Source organism: Stutzerimonas stutzeri (assembly GCF_002890895.1).
GTDB classification, from domain to species: Bacteria; Pseudomonadota; Gammaproteobacteria; order Pseudomonadales; family Pseudomonadaceae; genus Stutzerimonas; species Stutzerimonas stutzeri_AB.
In genome coordinates, this window is record NZ_POUL01000001.1 from 89,520 (window position 1) to 107,919 (window position 18,400).

Sequence of the window (18,400 nt, forward strand, 5' to 3'; positions counted from 1 at the left end):
CGCCTGCTCATCGGGCCATTGACTGGTCGTCAGATCAAGCGCAGCAACGTTGCTAATGGAAGTGCCTGGCGCGATGACTACTGGCGCATGCCTCGGCCACTCTTCAGCAAATGAATGCACAACAGGTACATGAGTACTGCCGCCACGGCCATAAAACTGATCGCAATGCCGATACGGATGTCCGAAACCCCCAGAATGCCGTAACGGAACGCATTAACCATGTGCAGAATGGGGTTCGCCAGCGACAGCGTCTGCCAGAACGGCGACAGCAGGTTGATCGAATAGAACACGCCGCCCAGGTAGGTCAGCGGGGTCAGCACGAAGGTTGGAATGATTGAAATATCATCGAAGTTGCGGGCGTAAACCGCGTTGATGAAGCCGCCGAAGGCAAAGATCGTCGACGTCAATGTGATCACCAGAAGCGTCACGCCTAGATGATGTACCTGCAGATCGGTGAAGAACATCGACAACAGCGTCACGATAAACGCTACCGCCAGCCCGCGGGTAATACCGCCCAGAGCGAAGCCAATCAGGATCACATGAGGCGATACTGGCGAAACCAGCAGCTCTTCGATCGATCGCTGGAACTTGCTGCTGAAGAAGCTGGAAACCACGTTGCTGTAGGAGTTAGTGATCACCGACATCATGATCAAGCCGGGCACGATGTACTGCATGTAAGTGAAGCCATCCATCTCACCGATCCGCGCGCCGATCAGGTTTCCGAAGATGACGAAGTACAGCACCATGGTGATCGCTGGTGGCAGCAGTGTCTGCGGCCAGATGCGCGTATAGCGGCGAATTTCGCGGTGGACGATGGTCTGCAACGCGACCAGATTGGGCCGGAATTCTGCGTTCATTTGGCCACCTTGGGCAGGTTGTTTTCCACCATCGAAACGAAAAGCTCCTCCAGCCGATTGGTCTTGTTGCGCAAGCTCAGCACCTCGATGCCCTGGGCCGACAGCATACGAAACAGGTCGGTCACGCCCTGGCTCTTGTCCACTTGCACCTCGAGGGTGTGATGGTCAACCAGGCGCGCCGGATAGCTGCCAAGCTCTGGCGGGACCAGCTGCGACTCTTTCAGGTCGAGCAGGAAAGTCTCGACATGCAGTTGCTTGAGCAACTCGCGCATGCTGGTGTTCTTGACGATCTGGCCGTGGTCGATGATGCCGATGTTGCGGCACAGCTGCTCGGCCTCTTCCAGGTAGTGTGTCGTGAGGATGATGGTGATGCCCTCACGGTTGAGCTCGGTCAGGAACGACCACATCGAACGGCGCAGTTCGATGTCCACCCCCGCGGTGGGCTCGTCGAGAATCAGCAAGCGCGGTCGGTGGATCAGCGCTCGAGCAATCATCAGACGCCGCTTCATGCCGCCTGACAGCATGCGCGAGGACACGTCACGCTTGTCCCACAGCCCTAACTGGTTGAGGTACTGCTCGGCGCGTTCCTTGGCGACTTTTGCCGGAATACCGTAGTAGCCGGCCTGGGTGACAAGGATGTCGAAGGCCTTCTCGAACTGGTTGAAGTTGAACTCTTGGGGTACAACACCCAGGCAGCGTTTGAGGCCTGAAGGATCGCGATCAAGGTCGTGACCGAACACGTTGACCGTGCCGCCGGTCTTGTTCACCAGCGTGGAAAGGATACCGATGGTGGTGGATTTGCCGGCACCGTTGGGACCCAGCAACGCAAAGAAATCGCCTTCGGCAACGTCCAGGTCAATGCCCTTGAGGGCCTCGAAGCCGTTTCCGTAAACCTTGGTCAACTGCCGAATGGACAGAGCAGTAGTCATATAAGAACGCACACAACACAGAGAGATTCAAAGTAAATAAGGGCGCGCTGCGTCAATTGCAACGCCGAAATGCAAACCGCGGAGAACCACCAGGTCACACCAGGGTAGATAAACATGATGACCCGAAGCAGTCACTTCGAACTCGCTTGTGAAGGCTCGGTCATTATCTGATACCAAACGCGTCGTCCTGTCTCTTCACCCCGCTTGCTACAAACGCCTATGCTCAATTTGGACGCCATTCGCTCAACAAGGAAAACCATATGACCCTGCTCTGGCTGCTCGTATTACTCATCGGCATTGCCGTGATTGCCCATTTACGGGTTTCCCCCGTTCCGGCGTTGGCCATTGTTGCAGCGTATCTGGTCTTAATGGGCGCGGCCGACGAGACGCCGACCTGGTTGATGGTCATCCTCTGGCTCATGCTGATTGCGATCGCGGTGCCCTTGCTGGTCACCGACCTGCGCATCAAGTACTTCAGCGGCCCGATGTTCGACTGGTTCAAAAAAGTCCTGCCCCCTATCTCCGACACCGAACGTGATGCGATCGACGCCGGGACGGTCTGGTGGGATGGACAGTTGTTCAGCGGCAAACCTGACTGGGACGTCCTGCTCGGCTATCCAAAGGCCGTCCTGACCGAGGAAGAACAAGCTTTCGTCGATGGCCCGACAGAAACCTTATGCGCCATGGTCAACGACTGGGAAGTTGGCCAGCGCATGGACCTTCCACAAGAAGCGTGGGATTACATCAAGGCCGAAGGATTCTTCGCCTTGATCATCCCCAAGGAATACGGTGGCAAGGGCTTCTCGGCCTACGCCCACTCGCAGATCGTGATGAAACTGGCCACCCGCAGTGGGGACCTTGCGACGACCGTCATGGTGCCCAATTCCCTCGGCCCGGCTGAGCTGTTGATGCATTACGGCACCGATGAACAGCGCAATCACTACCTGCCGCGCTTGGCCAATGGCACCGACATTCCCTGCTTTGCCCTGACCGGTCCCTATGCGGGCTCCGACGCTGGCGCGATGAATGACAGCGGTGTCATCTGCCGCGGTGAATGGGAAGGCGAAGAAGTACTTGGCCTGCGCCTGAACTGGGAGAAGCGCTACATCACTCTCGGCCCAGTCGCCACGCTGCTCGGTGTCGCCTTCAAGACGTACGACCCTGAGCATCTGCTGGGCGATGAGGAAGAGCTGGGCATTAGTCTCGCGCTGATTCCAACCGATACTGCTGGGGTCGAGATCGGTCGCCGTCACCTGCCCCTTGGCGCTGCGTTCATGAATGGTCCGAACTGGGGCAAGGATGTGTTCGTGCCGCTCGAAGCCATCATCGGCGGACGAGACATGATCGGCAAAGGCTGGATGATGCTGATGAACTGCCTGTCAGTCGGGCGTTCGATTTCATTGCCAGCGACAGGCGCCAGCGCGGCCAAGACCTGCAGCTATGTCAGCGGCCGCTATGCGCAAATCCGCGAGCAGTTCAACGTGCCGCTGGCAGCCTTTGAAGGTATTCAGGAACCGCTTGCGCGCATCGGCGGCAATGCATGGTTGATGGACAGTGCACGAATCCTAACGGCCAACGCAGTCGACCTGGGAGAAAAACCTTCGGTATTGTCGGCGATTCTCAAATATCACCTGACCGAGCGCGGCCGCGAGTGCATCACCGACGCCATGGATATCCATGGCGGCAAAGGCATCATCATGGGCCCCAGTAACTACCTCGGCCGCATGTGGTTGTCTGCACCCATTTCGATTACGGTCGAAGGGGCGAACATCCTCTCGCGGAACCTGATGATCTTTGGCCAAGGCGCGATCCGCTGCCATCCGTTCGTACTGCGCGAGATGGAGCTGGTTCATGAGCCAGACCGCGACGCTGCAATCAAGAAGTTCGACGGGTTGCTGATGCAGCACATCGGTTTCGCCGTCAGCAACACCGCCAGCACCCTGGTGCTCGGGCTGACGTTCGGCCTGTTCGGCAAGGCGCCAGGCAACGACCTGACCCGCCCCTACTTCCGCGCGCTGGATCGGATCGCCGCCGCGTTCGCCATGCTCGCCGACCTGTCCATGATGTTGCTCGGCGGCGAACTCAAGCGTCGTGAACGCCTCTCCGCGCGGCTGGGCGATGTGCTCAGCCATCTGTATCTGGCATCCGCCGCGCTCAAGCATTATCACGACCTGGGCCACCCAATCGAGCAAGCACCGCTGCTGCGCTGGGCGATGGAAGACTGCCTCTGCAAGGCTGAGCAAGCCCTGGCCGATACGCTGGCGAACTTCCCCAACCGCTTGCTTGGCGGCGTGCTGAAGGTTCTAGTATTTCCATTCGGTGCCCGCCACAAGGGGCCGTCTGATGCGCTTGATGCCGAAATCGCCGCAATCCTCGGTCGCCCAGAAGGTGACTCGGCCTTGGAGCAGATTCTCGAGGGCGTCTACCGACCACAAGGGCGCGACGAAGCCTTGGGTGCATTGCGAGACGCGTTCGACACCCTGGCGGCATCGCAACCGCTGCAAAAGAAGCTGCACAAAGCGCTCAAGGCCGGTGATTTCCAACCTGCCGCCGGAGAGGACCCGATCAGCGCCGCACTCGCAGCAGGCGTACTCGATGCCGCCGAGGCAGAGCAGCTGACCGCTGCGGAAGCGGCGCGCCGCAAAGTCATCAGCGTAGATGATTTCGCCAAGGAGCCGCTTGAGCTACCCGAAGGCATGACTCGCTAGCCCTGCCTGCTACCCAGTCCACTTGTAGGCTCTGCCAGGCGCCGCGCTCACGCGCGATGCTTGGCGAGTCGCTCCTCTCGGCGTCGCGTGCCGTCATCGGCCAGCACCGACTCAGGCGACGTTTGCGTACACGAGCAAGCCAACGCTCACCTTGGCACCAAGGGCCTTTGCGCAGCTATCCGACGTCCGTACCGAACCCAGCACCACGACCCGAGTCAACTAGACACGCCCCAATTAATCCGCGCGCCTTTATAATCGCGCGCCCAATCGATTTAGGTGAACCATGGCCAACCCTTATCACGATCACAACCTGGCGCTTCTGGCCCATCTGCGTGGCATTCTGCTTGCCATGGGTGAAACCGAACAGGTTTCGGAAGAAAGCCATGCGCTGTTTCTCGAGCGGTTCGACGAACTGATCATGAACCTGCAGGACGTGCCGGAAGAGCGCCATATGGGTCAGGACCTGATCTGCCAGGTCTTTCACCGCTACCCGCAGATTGCCCATCTGGTTCCGCGCGACCTGCTCTGGTACTTCGGCGGTGATTGCCTGCACTTCATGCCGGACGAAGAGATCGAAATTTTCCAGCAGCTGGAAGAACGTCGCTATGAAGCAGAGCAGAACGACGAGCCGTTTGATTGGAACATGGAAAGACAGCTGATGAGCATGCCTGAAGAGAGCCCGCGCCACTGAGTCGCCGACCAACCTATACAGAAAACAGCGTCTACGACGAGGCGGATATCTTTGGTTGCGGTTGACCCGCGCTAAAGCTGGAATGGCTTCGCGCAGCACTTTAAGCACTACTCCGCCGACCTGAGCCCTGCCCGCCTTCTAGCGGATGACACCCCGTTTAGCCTGAGTCAGTGCTGTACCCAGCGTAATGCACAATGCGGACGTTGCTCTTTGCATCAACCGACGGGTTTAGCCCACAAGCGAAGCGCTCACCGGCTTTGTTCCGACACGTGCAGCAGTCAACAGCCGCGACCGTTTTACCATCCGCCAGCTTAAGTCAGCGCCACGGCTAGTATCTGTCCGATGTGGCTACACGGCATCAGCCTCGCCCGCCGCTGAAATTGGCAGCTCTTGGAAATCCGGCCCTAGATGTCTGGCCGATTAGATGGATGCTCGACATGGCCCTGAACGGATAGCGACGCGGGTGTCAGGACAAAACGGATTCCTTGAGCCAAGCTTGTAGCTCGACGGGACTCTCTGGCTGGCCTGAACGGAGAGCTGTCAACACTATTGCTCCAGCTCAAAGCTGAACGTTGCGCAGGGAATAAGCTCTTCGGGGAAAATCCGCTTCGTTTTGAATCCTCGGCCGAAAATGCTGCCCAAGCTGCATACGCAATGCGTCGACAATCAGATACTCAAGTGATTCAGTCACTTATGGATATAACGGCACGCCGCCCACTCTTGGCAGCCTGCCTTCACGGATAAATTGCTCAAGGTTGTTTTGCTATGACGTCGTTATTAGCCCCCATCAGCTCGCTGCTGGGTGGAGTTGCATTTCTCCTGCTCGGCCACGGATTGCTGAACACGCTGCTGACGCTGCGCGGCATTGAAGAAGGCTATTCCACCGGGCTGATCGGCCTGCTGATGTCCGGCTATTTCGCCGGCTTCCTCGTCGGCACCTGGCTGGCGCCTTCGCTGATCCGGCGCATTGGCCACATCCGCACCTTCGCTTTCTACGCCGCACTCGCCTCGGTCGCCGTGCTGCTGCACGTGCTGATCGTCAATCCATGGGTGTGGTTGGTGCTGCGGGTGATGTACGGCGTCGCCCTGGTCACGCTCTATATGGTGATCGAAAGCTGGCTCAATGCGCAGGTCAGCGGCGAAAAGCGCGGCCAGGTGTTCGCCCTGTACATGGCCGTCAACCTTGGCTCGCTGGCCGCGGCTCAGCAACTGCTGAGCCTAGACAGCCCGATGAATTTCACGCTGTTTGCGCTTGCCGCGATCCTGATCTGCGCTGCCCTGATGCCAATCACCCTGACACGTCAGGCACAACCCGCGCAGCCGGACATGCCGGCTACAGATCTCTTGCAGTTGGCGCGAATCGCCCCGCTACCCTTGATGGCTGCGGGAATTTCCGGCCTGACCCTCGGGGGCTTCTGGGGCCTCGCGCCAGTCTATGCCTCGCAAACCGGTTTCGACGCCTCGGGCGTCGGCCTGCTGATGAGTATCACCATTCTCGGAGGCGCCGTTCTGCAGTGGCCCATCGGGCTGTTCTCCGACAAGCATGACCGCCGTCTGGTCTTACTCTGGGTCGTGGCAATTGCCGCGGTGATCGGCGGTTTGATCACTCCCTTGACCTCCGGTCCGCTGCTGCTGGGAATGATGTTTCTCTGGGGTGGTTTGGCCTTCTCCATTTATTCGATCGCTGTCGCGCAGATGGTCGACCAGTTGCACCCCGACGAGATTCTGTCCGGTTCCAGCGGCCTGTTGCTGGCGAACGGTTTCGGCGCGGCCTTCGGCCCGGTTATAGCAGGCGGCCTGATGAGCTTTTTCGGGCCCAAAGCGCTGCCTGTCTTCTTCGCGGTCACCCTGGCGTTTCTGGCGCTGTATTCCTACTTCCGCGCGCGCCGCGTGTTCGATCTGGTGACCGAGCCGCACGGCCACTTCACGCCGATGCTACGCACCAGTCATACCGTGCTCGAGCTGATGCCGGATACGCCGGAGGGCGAGGTCGCCGAGGCGGACATCCTCGACCAAGGCCAGCAGCCCCTAGACGAAGAAGAAGTCGCCGAACCGCGCACCGGCACACATTCTTAAGCAACTGACGTGGGTCCGCTTGCGCCATGGATCGTGGCCCTTCGGCTCTGACCTGACACAGGGCCCGGTCAAACCGGCCCAGCCGCATCCTGTCCGCTGGCGGGGCCGTGCTGCTGACGAGCGTCAGAAATCCACTTTGCCGCGTCCGGCCTTGATCGCACCGCGCTTGGTCTTGCCTTCAAGGCGCCGCTTCTTGGACCCCAGCGTTGGGCGTGTCGGGCGGCGCGCTTTTTCCACTTTCGTCACGCTACGGATGAGTTCGGCCAGACGCTCCAGAGCATCGGAGCGGTTCTGCTCCTGAGTGCGATACTGCTGCGCCTTGATCACTATCACACCGTCGCCTGTAATGCGGCTGTCGCGCAGCGTCAGCAAGCGCTCCTTGTAGAACGCGGGCAATGAAGACGCGGTGATATCGAAGCGCAAGTGCAGCGCACTGGATACCTTGTTGACGTTCTGCCCGCCGGCACCCTGCGCTCGAATGGCCGTCAGTTCGATCTCGCTGTCGGCTAGTTGCACGTTGTTGGATATGTCGAGCATCGGTCCTACACCAGTTGGAATCAGAGGTCATTGTCCACAACAGAAGCCTCGCGGACATGTTTTTATATGATTTGGAGCCGCTACGGCGCAGCCGGTTCGGCTACCGTAGCGCACTCGGAAAAGACGGAATCGCGCATGGACTCGATAACCCAAGCCCTTCTCGGTGCCACTGTGCAGGCATCCCTGCTGGGCCGATGGCAAGGCCGCAAGGCGCTGCTCTACGGTGCAGTGCTCGGCACCCTACCTGATCTAGATGTGGTCATCGATTACGGCGATGCCATCGCCGACATGACCTATCACCGAGGCTTCAGCCATTCATTGTTCGTTCTCAGTTCACTGGCCGTTGCGCTGGCTTGGCTGGCGCGTCGAATAAGGCCTGATCCCAATTACAGCAGCATGCGGCTGTTTCTCACGATCTGGTTGGTGCTGGTGACCCATGTACTGCTCGACGCCTTCACCAGTTACGGCACCCAGCTGTTCTGGCCGCTGACCACGCCGCCGGTGGCATGGTCCAGCGTGTTCATCATCGACCCTCTGTACAGCCTCCCGCTGTTGCTGGCCGTGCTGGTTGGCGTGATTGTCGGTGTGAAGGGCCGCAGCCCGCGCTGGGCTGCGAGCGCACTGCTGCTGTCGTCGCTCTACTTGGGCTTTACCCTTACTGGCAAGCAGATGGCCGAGCAGCGCGTGGAAGCGGCAATGAGCGCACAGGGTATACAGGCCAGCCAGCTGTTCAGTACGCCGACGCCGTTTAACAGCCTGCTGTGGCGAGTCATTGTCATTGAAGGTGATCAATACTACGAAGCGCTGGTGAGCTGGTTCGATGAACAACCACCTGAACTGGTGAGTATTCCTCGCGGCGGGCGGCTCGCCACAGCTCTTCGCGAATCGCCGCAGCATGCTCGCTTGCAATGGTTTACCGGCGACGTGCTCCGTTACGATGAGGTGGGAGGCCAGCTGCTGGTAACAGATCTGCGTCTCGGCATGACTGGTTTTCATCCATTCCGCTTTGCTCTCGCCGAGCGTAACGGCGCGGGCTGGGGGCTGATTCCCTACGTCGAGCGACTGCCCGCCGAACGCGGCGATCTGGACCGGCTCAAGCAGATCTGGCTGCGCATCTGGCAGCAACGGCCGGGCCTGCCACTGGCCGAGTGGGCAGCAGACCTTAACCGGCCCGGCTGACCGCTGGGAAGCTCGCTGGTAGTTTTCAGATCGCATAAAAAAGCCCCGGCAGACCGGGGGCTTTTTTTTCACGGGTGCAAGCTTCAGGTACGAAAACGCGCCACCAGCCCCTGCAGTTCAACGCCCAGGCGCGCCAGCTCGGCACTCGCTGCGGCGGTCTGCTCGCTACCGCTGGCGCTTTGCTCGCCAATGTCACGCACACGAGTCACGCTCTCGGAGATGTTTTCCGCCACAGCGCTCTGCTGCTCAGCTGCAGCGGCGATCTGCTGGTTCATCTGCTCGATGGTTGAGACCGATTCGGTAATGCGACCGAGCGCACTGCCCGCTTCGTTCGCGAGGCCAACGGTGCGCTGGGTCAGGTTTCGGCTGGTCTGCATTTGCTCGACAGCCTTATGTGCCACCCGCTGCAGGTTGGCGATCAGCCCTTCGATTTCCTCGGTGGAGTCGTGAGTGCGACGAGCCAGGGCGCGGACTTCGTCAGCCACAACAGCGAAACCGCGGCCCTGCTCACCGGCACGGGCAGCCTCGATTGCGGCATTGAGCGCAAGCAAATTGGTCTGCTCAGCCACCGCGCGAATCACCTCGAGTACGGTGCCGATGCGGCCGCTTTCGGTATTCAGCTCTTCGATGGCGTGAGCGGAGTGCTCGACTTCGCTGGACAGGCTGCCAATCTGGCCGATGGCCTCTTGCACGACCCGATCGCCCTGGCGCGCCTGCTGGTCAGCCTGTCGGGCGGCATGCGAGGCCTGCTCAGCGTTCTGCGCAACTTCCTGAACGGTGGCCGCCATTTCATGCATAGCCGTAGCAACTTGTTCGGTTTCAACCCGCTGCTTCTGCACGCCGGCGCTGGTTTGTGCTGTCACCGCCGAAAGCTGTTCCGCTGCGGTCGCTATCTGACCGACACCCCCACCGATGCGGCCGATCAGGGTGCGCAGACTGTCGGTCATGCCGTACATGGCCTGCTGCAGCTGACCGAGCTCGTCGCGACGGGTGACTTTCTGCGACTGGGTCAGATCGCCTTCGGCCACCCGCTGAGCCAGCTGTACGGTATAACGCAGCGGAACGACGATCATGCGAGAGATTGCCGCGGCGGCCATCAAGCCGATCACCACAGCCAGAACGCTGATAACTCCGAGCAGCATATAGGCGCTGCGGCGCTGGTCCTGCATCGCCTCGGTGGCGCCAGCCAGCGCCTTCTCGGCTGTATCCAGGATGCGTTGAGCCTGAGCCACCATCGCCTGTTCCAGCGCGACGCGCTCGATCCGGTTGCTGCGGAAGTCACCGAATGCCTGCTGGTAGGTTGCCAGTGCGGCGAGCGCACCATCCATGGTGGTCTTCTGCTCGTCGTTGAGCCAGGTTTTCAGACTGCTGCCGATGGTTGTCACGTCCTGATAGGACTCGTTCCAGCTATCCACCGCGGCTTGAGCGCTGTTAGCAATGAACATGCTCTCGAATGTACGCAGATCGAGGATGCGTTTTGTCAGGCCAGAAGCCGCTTCAGCGATGGTCAGCGGATCACTGCCTGTCAGACGGTCACCTTCAAGGCGCAACACACGCACCGCGTCGTACATATCCAGCTCGATGTACTCGAATTCCTCACGGCTTTTCTGCGCCGCCTCGGCCATGCGCTCCCGAAGCGCTATGCCCTCGTCGATCAACTGACCGTATTGGGTGAACTTGTCTGCATACTCTGCAGCATTACTGCGAATCTGCTGCAGCGCCTGCTGGTCTTCTTCGGGCACGCTTGCGGCAAGCTCGTCCAGTTCCTGATTGAGCTTGGCCAAGGTGCTGCGCAAGGCGGCAGCGGACGCGTCACTCCGAGTCAGCGCAAAGTCACGCTCCAGGCCACGGGCCTCAAGGACAGCGGCGTTGATCCGTAACAGCTGATTCATCTGATACGAACGGGTCAGAATCGAGTCCACAGCATAGAAGCCGGTTCCGGCGACTCCCAGCGTCAGCAACAGGACCATGGCAAAGCCGCCCAGCAGCTTCTTGCCTACGGAAAGGTTGGCGAATATATCGACGGACTGCATCTTAACTTCCTAGATAGATGAGATAGGCACAGCCATGAAGTCGGCAGGCTGCGACTAAAGTTGAACCCAAATTCTGATCATTTTAATCAGGCATTAATGGCACCGGGCCGGCCCGAAAGAGAAGCGGCGGAACGGAAGAACCGACCCGCTAGGCAAGCACAGCTTCAATGCTGCTGGAGATGCCCGTAAAGCTTGGCATAGAGCCCTCCGTCGGCGATCAGCTGCTGATGATCGCCCTGCTCCGCGATGCGCCCGCCATCGAAAACGAGCACCCGATCAGCCTGCTTCACCGCCGATAAACGGTGAGCGATGATCAGCGTCGTGCGACCTTGCAGGAAACGGTTGAGCCCCTGATGCAAGGCATATTCGGTGGCTGCATCCAGAGCCGATGTCGCCTCATCGAGAATGACCACCTTGGGCTCGGCCAGCACCATGCGCGCCACGGCCAGTCGTTGTCGCTGCCCGCCGGAAAGACGCACGCCCGAACGACCGACAATGCTGTCCAGCCCGGCTGGCAATTGGCGAATCGTATCAGCCAGCTGGGCAATTTCCAGCGCCCGCCAGCACGCCTGATCATCCCGTTCACGGCCCATCAGTAAGTTGGCGCGCACCGTGTCGTTGAACAGGGCCGGATGCTGCAGCACCACCGCGACGTTGTCGCGAACTGTGGCCAGACCAATGTCCTGCACCTCGACCCCGGCGAACCGGATATGCCCGGCCTGCGGCTGATAGAGCCCCAGCAGCAACTGCACCAGCGTGCTCTTGCCGCCGCCGCTGGCGCCGACGATGGCGACTTTCTCGCCAGCCGAGATGGTCAGATCAAGCCCTTCCAGCACTGGCTCATCCTGGTAGGAAAAGCAAAGACCCTGAACATCGATGTTAACGGTATCTCGCCCCGCGAACGGGTCCTGACCGCCGGCATACTGCGGTTCATCGGCACGCGCCAGCAGCTGGTTGATACGGCTCAGCGCACCGCCTGCCGCATAGAAGGCGTATTGCAGATTGAGCAGCTGCTCAACCGGACCAATCATGAACCATAGGTAGCTGAACACCGCGAGCATCTGCCCGATGGACAGATCGGAGAACAGCACCGTGAGCATGGCCGCGGCGCGAAAGATGTCTATACCGAACTGGAACAGCAGACCGCTGGCGCGGTTGGAGGCGTCGGTCTTCCATTGCGAAGCAACCGCGTGATCCCTGACCTCTCGGGCCTTCAGACCGAGGCGTCCAAGGAAGAAGCCCTGCCGGTTACCGGCGCGGACTTCCTGGATTGCATCCAGCGTCTCAGTGAGCGCCTGGGTGAACAGCGAAGTGCTGTCGTTTTCCAGCTTCTTCAGATGCTTGACCCGCTTGCCCAACTGCACCGTTGCGTAGATCACCAACGGATTGAACAGAAGGATCAACAGCGCCAGCTGCCAATGCATCCAGAGCAGGATCGCCGCCGTGCCGGCAATGGAAAGCACGGCAACCAACAAGCGGCTGAGCGTCTCGCCAATAAACTTGTCGATGGTCTCGAGATCGGTGACCAAGTGAGCAGCAACGGTTCCGCCACCCAGGCTTTCGTACTCGCTGAGGGCGATTCGCTTGAGTCTTTCGATCAAGCGCACTCGGATGCGATAGACCAAATCCTTCGACAGCCGAGCGAACAGCCGGGCCTGCAGCACGTTGAAGGCCAGCGCTGATGCGCGCAGCAGCAGCGTCACGCAAAGCATCCAGCCGATATAGCCGAGCGCCGTCTGCCACTCTGGCGGAAGAAAGTTGTTCATTATTTCGAGTGCTGCGTCGCCCTGCTTCAGCAGCACCTCATCAACCAGCAACGGCAGCAGCAAGGGGATCGGCACGCTACACAGCGTCGCCAACACCGCGACAAGGTTGGCCAGCACCAAGGCTTTACGATGGTGCAGCGCGAGGCGGCGGATTTCGGCCCAGCTGAGCTGATCAGGCATTTATGTTGTGGTCCAGCCAGCGCGCCAGTAATGGAGATAATGCCTCAAGCGGTTGAAATCCGTTGGTCACCAAGGCTAGCTGACCATCGTGCTCAGCCAGCAAGGTCGGGAAGCCGGCAATGCCGAGATTGCGGGACCATTCGAAATCAGCGACGGTGGCATCGCGGGCGGCCTGAGAATCGAAACGATCGGCGAACTCGATGCGCGGAACCCCGGCGGTTTCGGCCAGCTCAACCAGCTCCTGAGGCGGCGTGACATTGCGCCCTTCGACATAGAACGCGCGCTGAATCAGCCCGGCAAGACGCCAGGCTACCTGAGGATCAAGACTGCGCGCAGCGACCAGGGCGCGGCAAGCCGGCTCGGTGTCATAGACCAGCCCTTCTGGAAGACCCGCCTCGAAGTTGAAGGGCTGACCGCTCGCCTCGTGTACCGCGTGCCAATAAGAAGCCGTACGGTCGCGAGCGGTTTGATCCATCACGGTACGCTCCTGGCGCAATCCTCCGACGACGAGATCCGCACCTACCCCGCGGGCCTGCGCCTGTTCGATCAGAGCTTGCACGACCGGTGCGAAACCCCAGCACCATGAGCACATCGGGTCCATCACATAGATCAGTCGGCTGCTCATCGGCGCTCCGGTTCTATCAGGTTGAAGCGCGTCTAGCGCGCCTCGGGACTGTACGGTTAAACACCCGCCTTGCGATAGTTGTAGCCGATAGGGTGTGGCTGGTTGCGCTTGAGCGCCAGTTCGATCTGCTTCTGCCGCTCACGCGCACTGTGGCGCGTCTTTTCGCTGAGGTTATCCCAGCAGTGCGGGCAGCTGATGCCTGAAGCGTAGTGCTCGGATTGGCGGTCCTCCAGCGAAATCGGTGTGCGGCAGGCGTGGCACTGGTCGAAGTCGCCCTCGGTGAGGTCATGGCGGACGGTGACGCGGTTGTCGAACACGAAGCAGTCGCCGTGCCAACGGGTTTCTTCCTGCGGTACTTCTTCGAGGTATTTGAGGATGCCCCCCTTGAGGTGATAGACCTCCTCGAAGCCCTCACCGAGCATGTAGCTGGACGCCTTTTCGCAGCGGATACCGCCGGTGCAGAACATCGCGACCTTCTTGTGCTTGGCAGGATCGTAGTGAGCCTTTATGTACTCGGGAAACTCGCGAAACGACTTGGTTTTCGGGTCGATTGCGCCTTCGAACGTACCGATGGCCACTTCGTAGTCGTTGCGGGTATCGATCAGCAGCACTTCCGGATCTTCGATGAGCGCGTTCCAGTCCTTCGGATCGACATAGGTGCCGACGCGCTGGTTTGGATCAACGCCCTCCACACCGAGGGTGACGATTTCCTTCTTCAGCTTGACCTTGGTGCGGTAGAACGGCAGCTCGTCGCAGTAGGATTCCTTGTGATCGATATCGGCCAGGCGCGCATCGCTGCCAAACCAGGCGAGCAAGGCATCGATCCCTTCGCGGGTGCCGGACACGGTGCCGTTGATACCTTCTTCAGCCAGCAACAGCGTGCCTTTGATGCCATTGGCCTCAAGGGTTTCGAGCAGGGGTTCACGCAACGCGACGTAGTCCGGCAGGGAGACGAACTTGTACAGCGCCGCGACGACGATCTTCTGGGTCATGCGGGTATTTCCTCCAGTGGTCACCCACGCAAAGGGCGGACCGGGAATGCGAAAACGACAACGCCGGCGTGAGCCGGCGCGGCGCGCATTCTAGCAATAATTGCAGGACAGGCTTCAAGCCGCCCGGCAGCTGACTACTTATGTCCTCCGGCACAGACTGGGGACGCCGGTGCGACGCCCTGCTCGGCCCACTCTTGCGGGGTATAGGTGTGCAGGGCGAGTGCGTGAATCTGCGGCATCAGCTCGCCCATGGCAGCGTAGGCGCGCTGGTGGCGCTTGACCGCATTCAGACCGGCAAATTGTTCGCTGACGATCACCGCCTTGTAATGGGTTTCCTGACCACGGCTATGCATGTGGCTTTCATCCAGCACCTGCAGATGCTGAGGTTGCAGTGCGCTTTGCAGCGCGTCTTGGATAAGGTCGATCTTGGGCATGCCGGGCGTGCTCCGTCAGGGTTTTTTCTGGGTATCGAGTTCGGCCGTCATTTCTGCCAGCAGTTTGTTCACCTGAGGCACGGCGCTTTCCAGCTTGGCCTGGGTGACCTGCGCCGAGCGTGCATTCAGCTCCGGCAATTTGGTCAGCATTTTTTTGCCCAGCGCCGACTCGTAGAAGTCGTTCAACTGGGTCAGCTCCTGCTCGGTGAAGGTGTCGGTATAGAGCTTGATCAGATCGGGTTTGACTTTTTCCCAGCCGATCGCCTTGTCCAGTGCGGCATCCGCCTTGGACTGGTATTGCTCGAGAAGCGCGCGTTTGCTTTCCGGTGCCCGAGTCTGTTCAAAGCGTTGGGCGAACATCTGCTGCACCTGGCCGTAGACCGGCACCGACAGCCGATCGGCATTGACCAGTTCCAGAAAACGCTCAGCCTGAGTTGCGTGGCTGGCGCTGTCCGCGCTGGCCAGACCACTGAGCAGCGCGATCGACAGAGCGCTACAAAGGCCGAATGTACGAAGCATGTGCATGAGATGATCCTTGGCGATCGTTAGGTGAGCCTCAATGGACACATTCTGCGCGCTGAGTTCCCGTCGCTCAAGGCACACTGCAGGCCAGATTGAACCTGTGCCCGCTGCCAGCGACCTAACAGGGATACCTCATTAATGGAGTACGGCATGACACGCACCGAAACCGACAGCCTGGGACCTGTGGAAGTACCTGAGCAGGCTTATTGGGGCGCTCAGACACAACGTTCCCTGATCAATTTCGCTATCGGTGAGCAGCGCATGCCGCTCGCCGTCTGCCATGCGCTGGCGCTGATCAAGAAAGCTGCGGCGCGAGTAAACGACCGCATAGGCGACTTACCGCCGGACATCGCCCGCCTGATCGAACAGGCCGCGGACGAGATCCTTCATGGTCAACACGACGATCAGTTTCCGCTGGTGGTCTGGCAAACCGGCAGCGGCACCCAGAGCAACATGAACGTCAACGAGGTCATCGCCGGACGCGCCAACGAGCTGGCCGGTGGTGCGCGCGGGGGCAAGAGCCCGGTCCACCCCAACGACCACGTCAACCGTGCACAGAGCTCCAACGACTGTTTCCCTACCGCCATGCACATCGCCATTGCGCGGTCGATCCACGACGACCTCCTGCCGGCCATCGCCGAATTGTCGGGTGGTATCGCTGAACAGGCGGCACGTCACGGGCAGCTGGTGAAGACCGGGCGCACCCATATGATGGATGCGACGCCGGTGACCTTCGGCCAGGAGCTCTCGGCATTCGTCGCCCAGCTCGATATCGCTGAACATGCGATTAGACATGCCCAGCCCGCCGTCTACGAACTGGCCCAAGGCGGCACTGCAGTAGGCACCGGACTCAACGCCCCGCACGGCTTCGCCGAGGCGATTGCGGCTGAACTGGCCGCACTCTCCGGCCTTCCGTTTGTCTCCGCGCCGAATAAATTTGCCGCCCTCTCCGGCCATGAGCCGCTGGTCGCACTTTCCGGCGCCCTGAAAACGCTGGCCACCGCCCTGATGAAAATCGCCAATGACCTGCGCCTGCTGGGCTCGGGCCCCCGAGGTGGTTTTGCCGAGGTGCGTTTGCCAGCCAATGAGCCGGGCAGCTCAATCATGCCGGGAAAGGTCAATCCGACCCAGTGCGAGGCACTGTCCATGCTTGCCTGCCAGGTCATGGGCAACGACGTCACGGTTGGTTTCGCCGCGAGCCAGGGCCATCTGCAGCTAAACGTGTTCAAGCCGGTGATCGTGCACAACATGCTCGAATCGATCCGACTGCTGGCTGACGGTTGCCGCAACTTCAATACCCATTGCATCGTCGGCTTGGAGCCGGACGCCGGGCGGATGGCCGAGCATCTGGAGCGAGGGCTGATGCTGGTGACCGCGCTGAATCCCCACATCGGTTATGACAAGGCTGCCGAGATCGCCAAGAAAGCCTACGCCGAAGGCACTACCCTGCGTGAGGCGGCGCTGGCGCTTGGCTATTTGACCGACGAGGAGTTCGATCAGTGGGTCCGACCGGAAACCATGCTCGAATCCAGTCGCAGCTGAGCTGAGGCAGCGATCTGGCCGCGGGGTGATGGGCTGAAGCCCACCCTACAAGCCTCGGTGGCCAGACTGCGGTAACAAAAAACCCGCGCCAGGCGCGGGTTTCTATTTATCTGACTGCCTCAGCGCACGGCTTCAAACAACCCCGATGCGCCCATGCCGCCACCCACACACATGGTCACCACGCCGTAACGCTGATTGCGGCGCTGCAGCTCACGAATGAGATGGCCCGCAGTGCGTGAGCCGGTCATGCCAAAGGGGTGACCGATGGAGATCGAGCCGCCGTTGACGTTGAACTTCTCATTGTCGATGCCGAGCGTGTCGCGGCAATAGAGGCACTGAGAAGCGAAGGCTTCGTTAAGCTCCCAGAGATCAATGTCGCTGACCTGCAGGCCACGCGCCTGAAGCAGGCGCGGAACCGAGAACACCGGACCGATGCCCATTTCGTCCGGCTCGCAACCCGCGACGGTGAAACCACGGAAATAAGCACGCGGTTTCAGACCCAGCTCCAGCGCCTTGTCCAGGCTCATCACCAGCGTCATCGAGGCACCGTCGGACAACTGCGACGCGTTGCCGGCGGTGACGGAGCCGTCATCCGCGAACACGGGCTTGAGCGACGAGAGATTCTCCAGCGTCGTATCGGGACGGTTGCAGTCGTCGCGATCAACCACGCCTTCATGTTCGGTGCGCTCGCCAGTGGCCTTCTCTTCGGTGAAGTAGCGGACGTTCATCGGTACGATTTCGTCCTGAAACAGACCTTCAGCCTGGGCCCGCGCCGTGCGCTGCTGGCTCTGTAGCGAATACTGATCCTGCTGCTCGCGGGTCACGTTGTAGCGACGCGCAACCATTTCAGCGGTCTGGCCCATGCTGTGATACAGCCCAGGGACGCGCTCCTGCAGAATCGGGTTGAAGAGATTGTCACTGTTGCGGCTCTTGGCCGTCATGGTGATCGACTCAACGCCGCCAGCAACGATGATGTCGCTGCAACCCGAGGCGATCTGGTTGGCCGCAATGGCGATCGATTGCAGTCCGGACGAACAGAAGCGGTTGAGCGTCATGCCCGCGCACTGAATGCCCAGGTTCGAGAGGACCGCCACGTTACGGCCTATGTTGTAGCCCTGTGCGCCTTCGTTGGAACCGGCACCGACGATGCAGTCCTCGACCAGCTTGGGATCCAGGTCGTTGCGCGACAGCAGCGCATTGACGCAATGGGCCGCCATGTCATCGGGACGGGTCATGTTGAACTTGCCGCGGAAGGACTTGGCCAGGCCGGTCCGGACGCTGTCGACGATCACTACTTCACGCATGGCATACCTCGAATGGTTGGGCGGC

Annotated in this window: 15 protein-coding genes; 5 read left to right on the forward strand and 10 right to left on the reverse strand. The window is 60.2% G+C overall.

What is annotated here, in order from left to right; translation table 11 throughout:
• Nucleotides 1-77: 77 nt before the first annotated feature.
• Both CXK96_RS00445 and CXK96_RS00450 read right to left on the reverse strand, forming a co-directional pair.
• Complete coding sequence (locus CXK96_RS00445; RefSeq protein WP_102834560.1) at nucleotides 78-857, reverse strand: ABC transporter permease; 780 nt, start codon at nucleotides 855-857, stop codon at nucleotides 78-80.
• Nucleotides 854-1,786, reverse strand: coding sequence for an ABC transporter ATP-binding protein (locus CXK96_RS00450; RefSeq protein ID WP_102834561.1), 933 nt, complete (start codon nucleotides 1,784-1,786; stop codon nucleotides 854-856). Before CXK96_RS00450 ends, CXK96_RS00445 begins: the two co-directional genes overlap by 4 nt.
• Before the next feature lie 260 nt (nucleotides 1,787-2,046).
• Here CXK96_RS00450 and CXK96_RS00455 point away from each other — a divergent pair, with 260 nt between their 5' ends.
• The 3 genes from CXK96_RS00455 (at nucleotide 2,047) to CXK96_RS00465 (ending at nucleotide 7,261) form a co-directional block, all read left to right on the forward strand.
• A complete protein-coding gene (locus tag CXK96_RS00455; RefSeq protein WP_102834562.1) occupies nucleotides 2,047-4,494 on the forward strand; it encodes an acyl-CoA dehydrogenase in 2,448 nt (815 codons plus the stop codon).
• Nucleotides 4,495-4,777: 283 nt separating this feature from the next.
• Entirely contained in the window at nucleotides 4,778-5,185 is a 408-nt protein-coding gene (locus CXK96_RS00460) for a PA2817 family protein (RefSeq protein ID WP_102834563.1), read from the forward strand.
• A 765-nt stretch (nucleotides 5,186-5,950) separates the two neighbouring features.
• Nucleotides 5,951-7,261, forward strand: coding sequence for an MFS transporter (locus CXK96_RS00465; RefSeq protein ID WP_102834564.1), 1,311 nt, complete (start codon nucleotides 5,951-5,953; stop codon nucleotides 7,259-7,261).
• A 123-nt stretch (nucleotides 7,262-7,384) separates the two neighbouring features.
• Here the strand turns inward: CXK96_RS00465 and arfB are convergent, their stop codons facing one another.
• Nucleotides 7,385-7,798: an alternative ribosome rescue aminoacyl-tRNA hydrolase ArfB gene (arfB, locus tag CXK96_RS00470; RefSeq protein WP_102834565.1), complete on the reverse strand. Its 414-nt coding sequence runs from the start codon at nucleotides 7,796-7,798 to the stop codon at nucleotides 7,385-7,387.
• A 135-nt stretch (nucleotides 7,799-7,933) separates the two neighbouring features.
• On the opposite strand from arfB, the gene CXK96_RS00475 reads away from it, so the two are divergent.
• Entirely contained in the window at nucleotides 7,934-8,977 is a 1,044-nt protein-coding gene (locus tag CXK96_RS00475; RefSeq protein ID WP_102834566.1) for a metal-dependent hydrolase, read from the forward strand.
• 83 nt (nucleotides 8,978-9,060) lie between these two features.
• Here the strand turns inward: CXK96_RS00475 and CXK96_RS00480 are convergent, their stop codons facing one another.
• The 6 genes from CXK96_RS00480 to CXK96_RS00505 all read right to left on the reverse strand — a co-directional run bounded on the left by CXK96_RS00480 (nucleotide 9,061) and on the right by CXK96_RS00505 (nucleotide 15,532).
• Entirely contained in the window at nucleotides 9,061-11,010 is a 1,950-nt protein-coding gene (locus tag CXK96_RS00480; RefSeq protein ID WP_102834567.1) for a HAMP domain-containing methyl-accepting chemotaxis protein, read from the reverse strand.
• A 164-nt stretch (nucleotides 11,011-11,174) separates the two neighbouring features.
• Nucleotides 11,175-12,956, reverse strand: a complete 1,782-nt coding sequence (locus CXK96_RS00485; RefSeq protein WP_102834568.1) for an ABC transporter ATP-binding protein — start codon at nucleotides 12,954-12,956, stop codon at nucleotides 11,175-11,177.
• Nucleotides 12,949-13,581: a DsbA family protein gene (locus tag CXK96_RS00490; protein WP_102834569.1), complete on the reverse strand. Its 633-nt coding sequence runs from the start codon at nucleotides 13,579-13,581 to the stop codon at nucleotides 12,949-12,951. The genes CXK96_RS00485 and CXK96_RS00490 overlap by 8 nt, the downstream gene beginning before the upstream one ends.
• Nucleotides 13,582-13,637: 56 nt before the next feature.
• Entirely contained in the window at nucleotides 13,638-14,573 is a 936-nt protein-coding gene (locus tag CXK96_RS00495) for a rhodanese-related sulfurtransferase (protein WP_102834570.1), read from the reverse strand.
• Nucleotides 14,574-14,707: 134 nt separating this feature from the next.
• Nucleotides 14,708-15,007: a BolA family protein gene (locus CXK96_RS00500; protein WP_102834571.1), complete on the reverse strand. Its 300-nt coding sequence runs from the start codon at nucleotides 15,005-15,007 to the stop codon at nucleotides 14,708-14,710.
• Between the two features lie 15 nt (nucleotides 15,008-15,022).
• Entirely contained in the window at nucleotides 15,023-15,532 is a 510-nt protein-coding gene (locus CXK96_RS00505; RefSeq protein WP_102834572.1) for a DUF2059 domain-containing protein, read from the reverse strand.
• A 147-nt stretch (nucleotides 15,533-15,679) separates the two neighbouring features.
• On the opposite strand from CXK96_RS00505, the gene CXK96_RS00510 reads away from it, so the two are divergent.
• Entirely contained in the window at nucleotides 15,680-17,071 is a 1,392-nt protein-coding gene (locus CXK96_RS00510) for a class II fumarate hydratase (protein ID WP_102834573.1), read from the forward strand.
• Nucleotides 17,072-17,190: 119 nt separating this feature from the next.
• On the opposite strand, the gene CXK96_RS00515 is transcribed toward CXK96_RS00510, so the two are convergent.
• Nucleotides 17,191-18,375, reverse strand: a complete 1,185-nt coding sequence (locus CXK96_RS00515) for a thiolase family protein (protein WP_102834574.1) — start codon at nucleotides 18,373-18,375, stop codon at nucleotides 17,191-17,193.
• Nucleotides 18,376-18,400 lie beyond the last annotated feature (25 nt).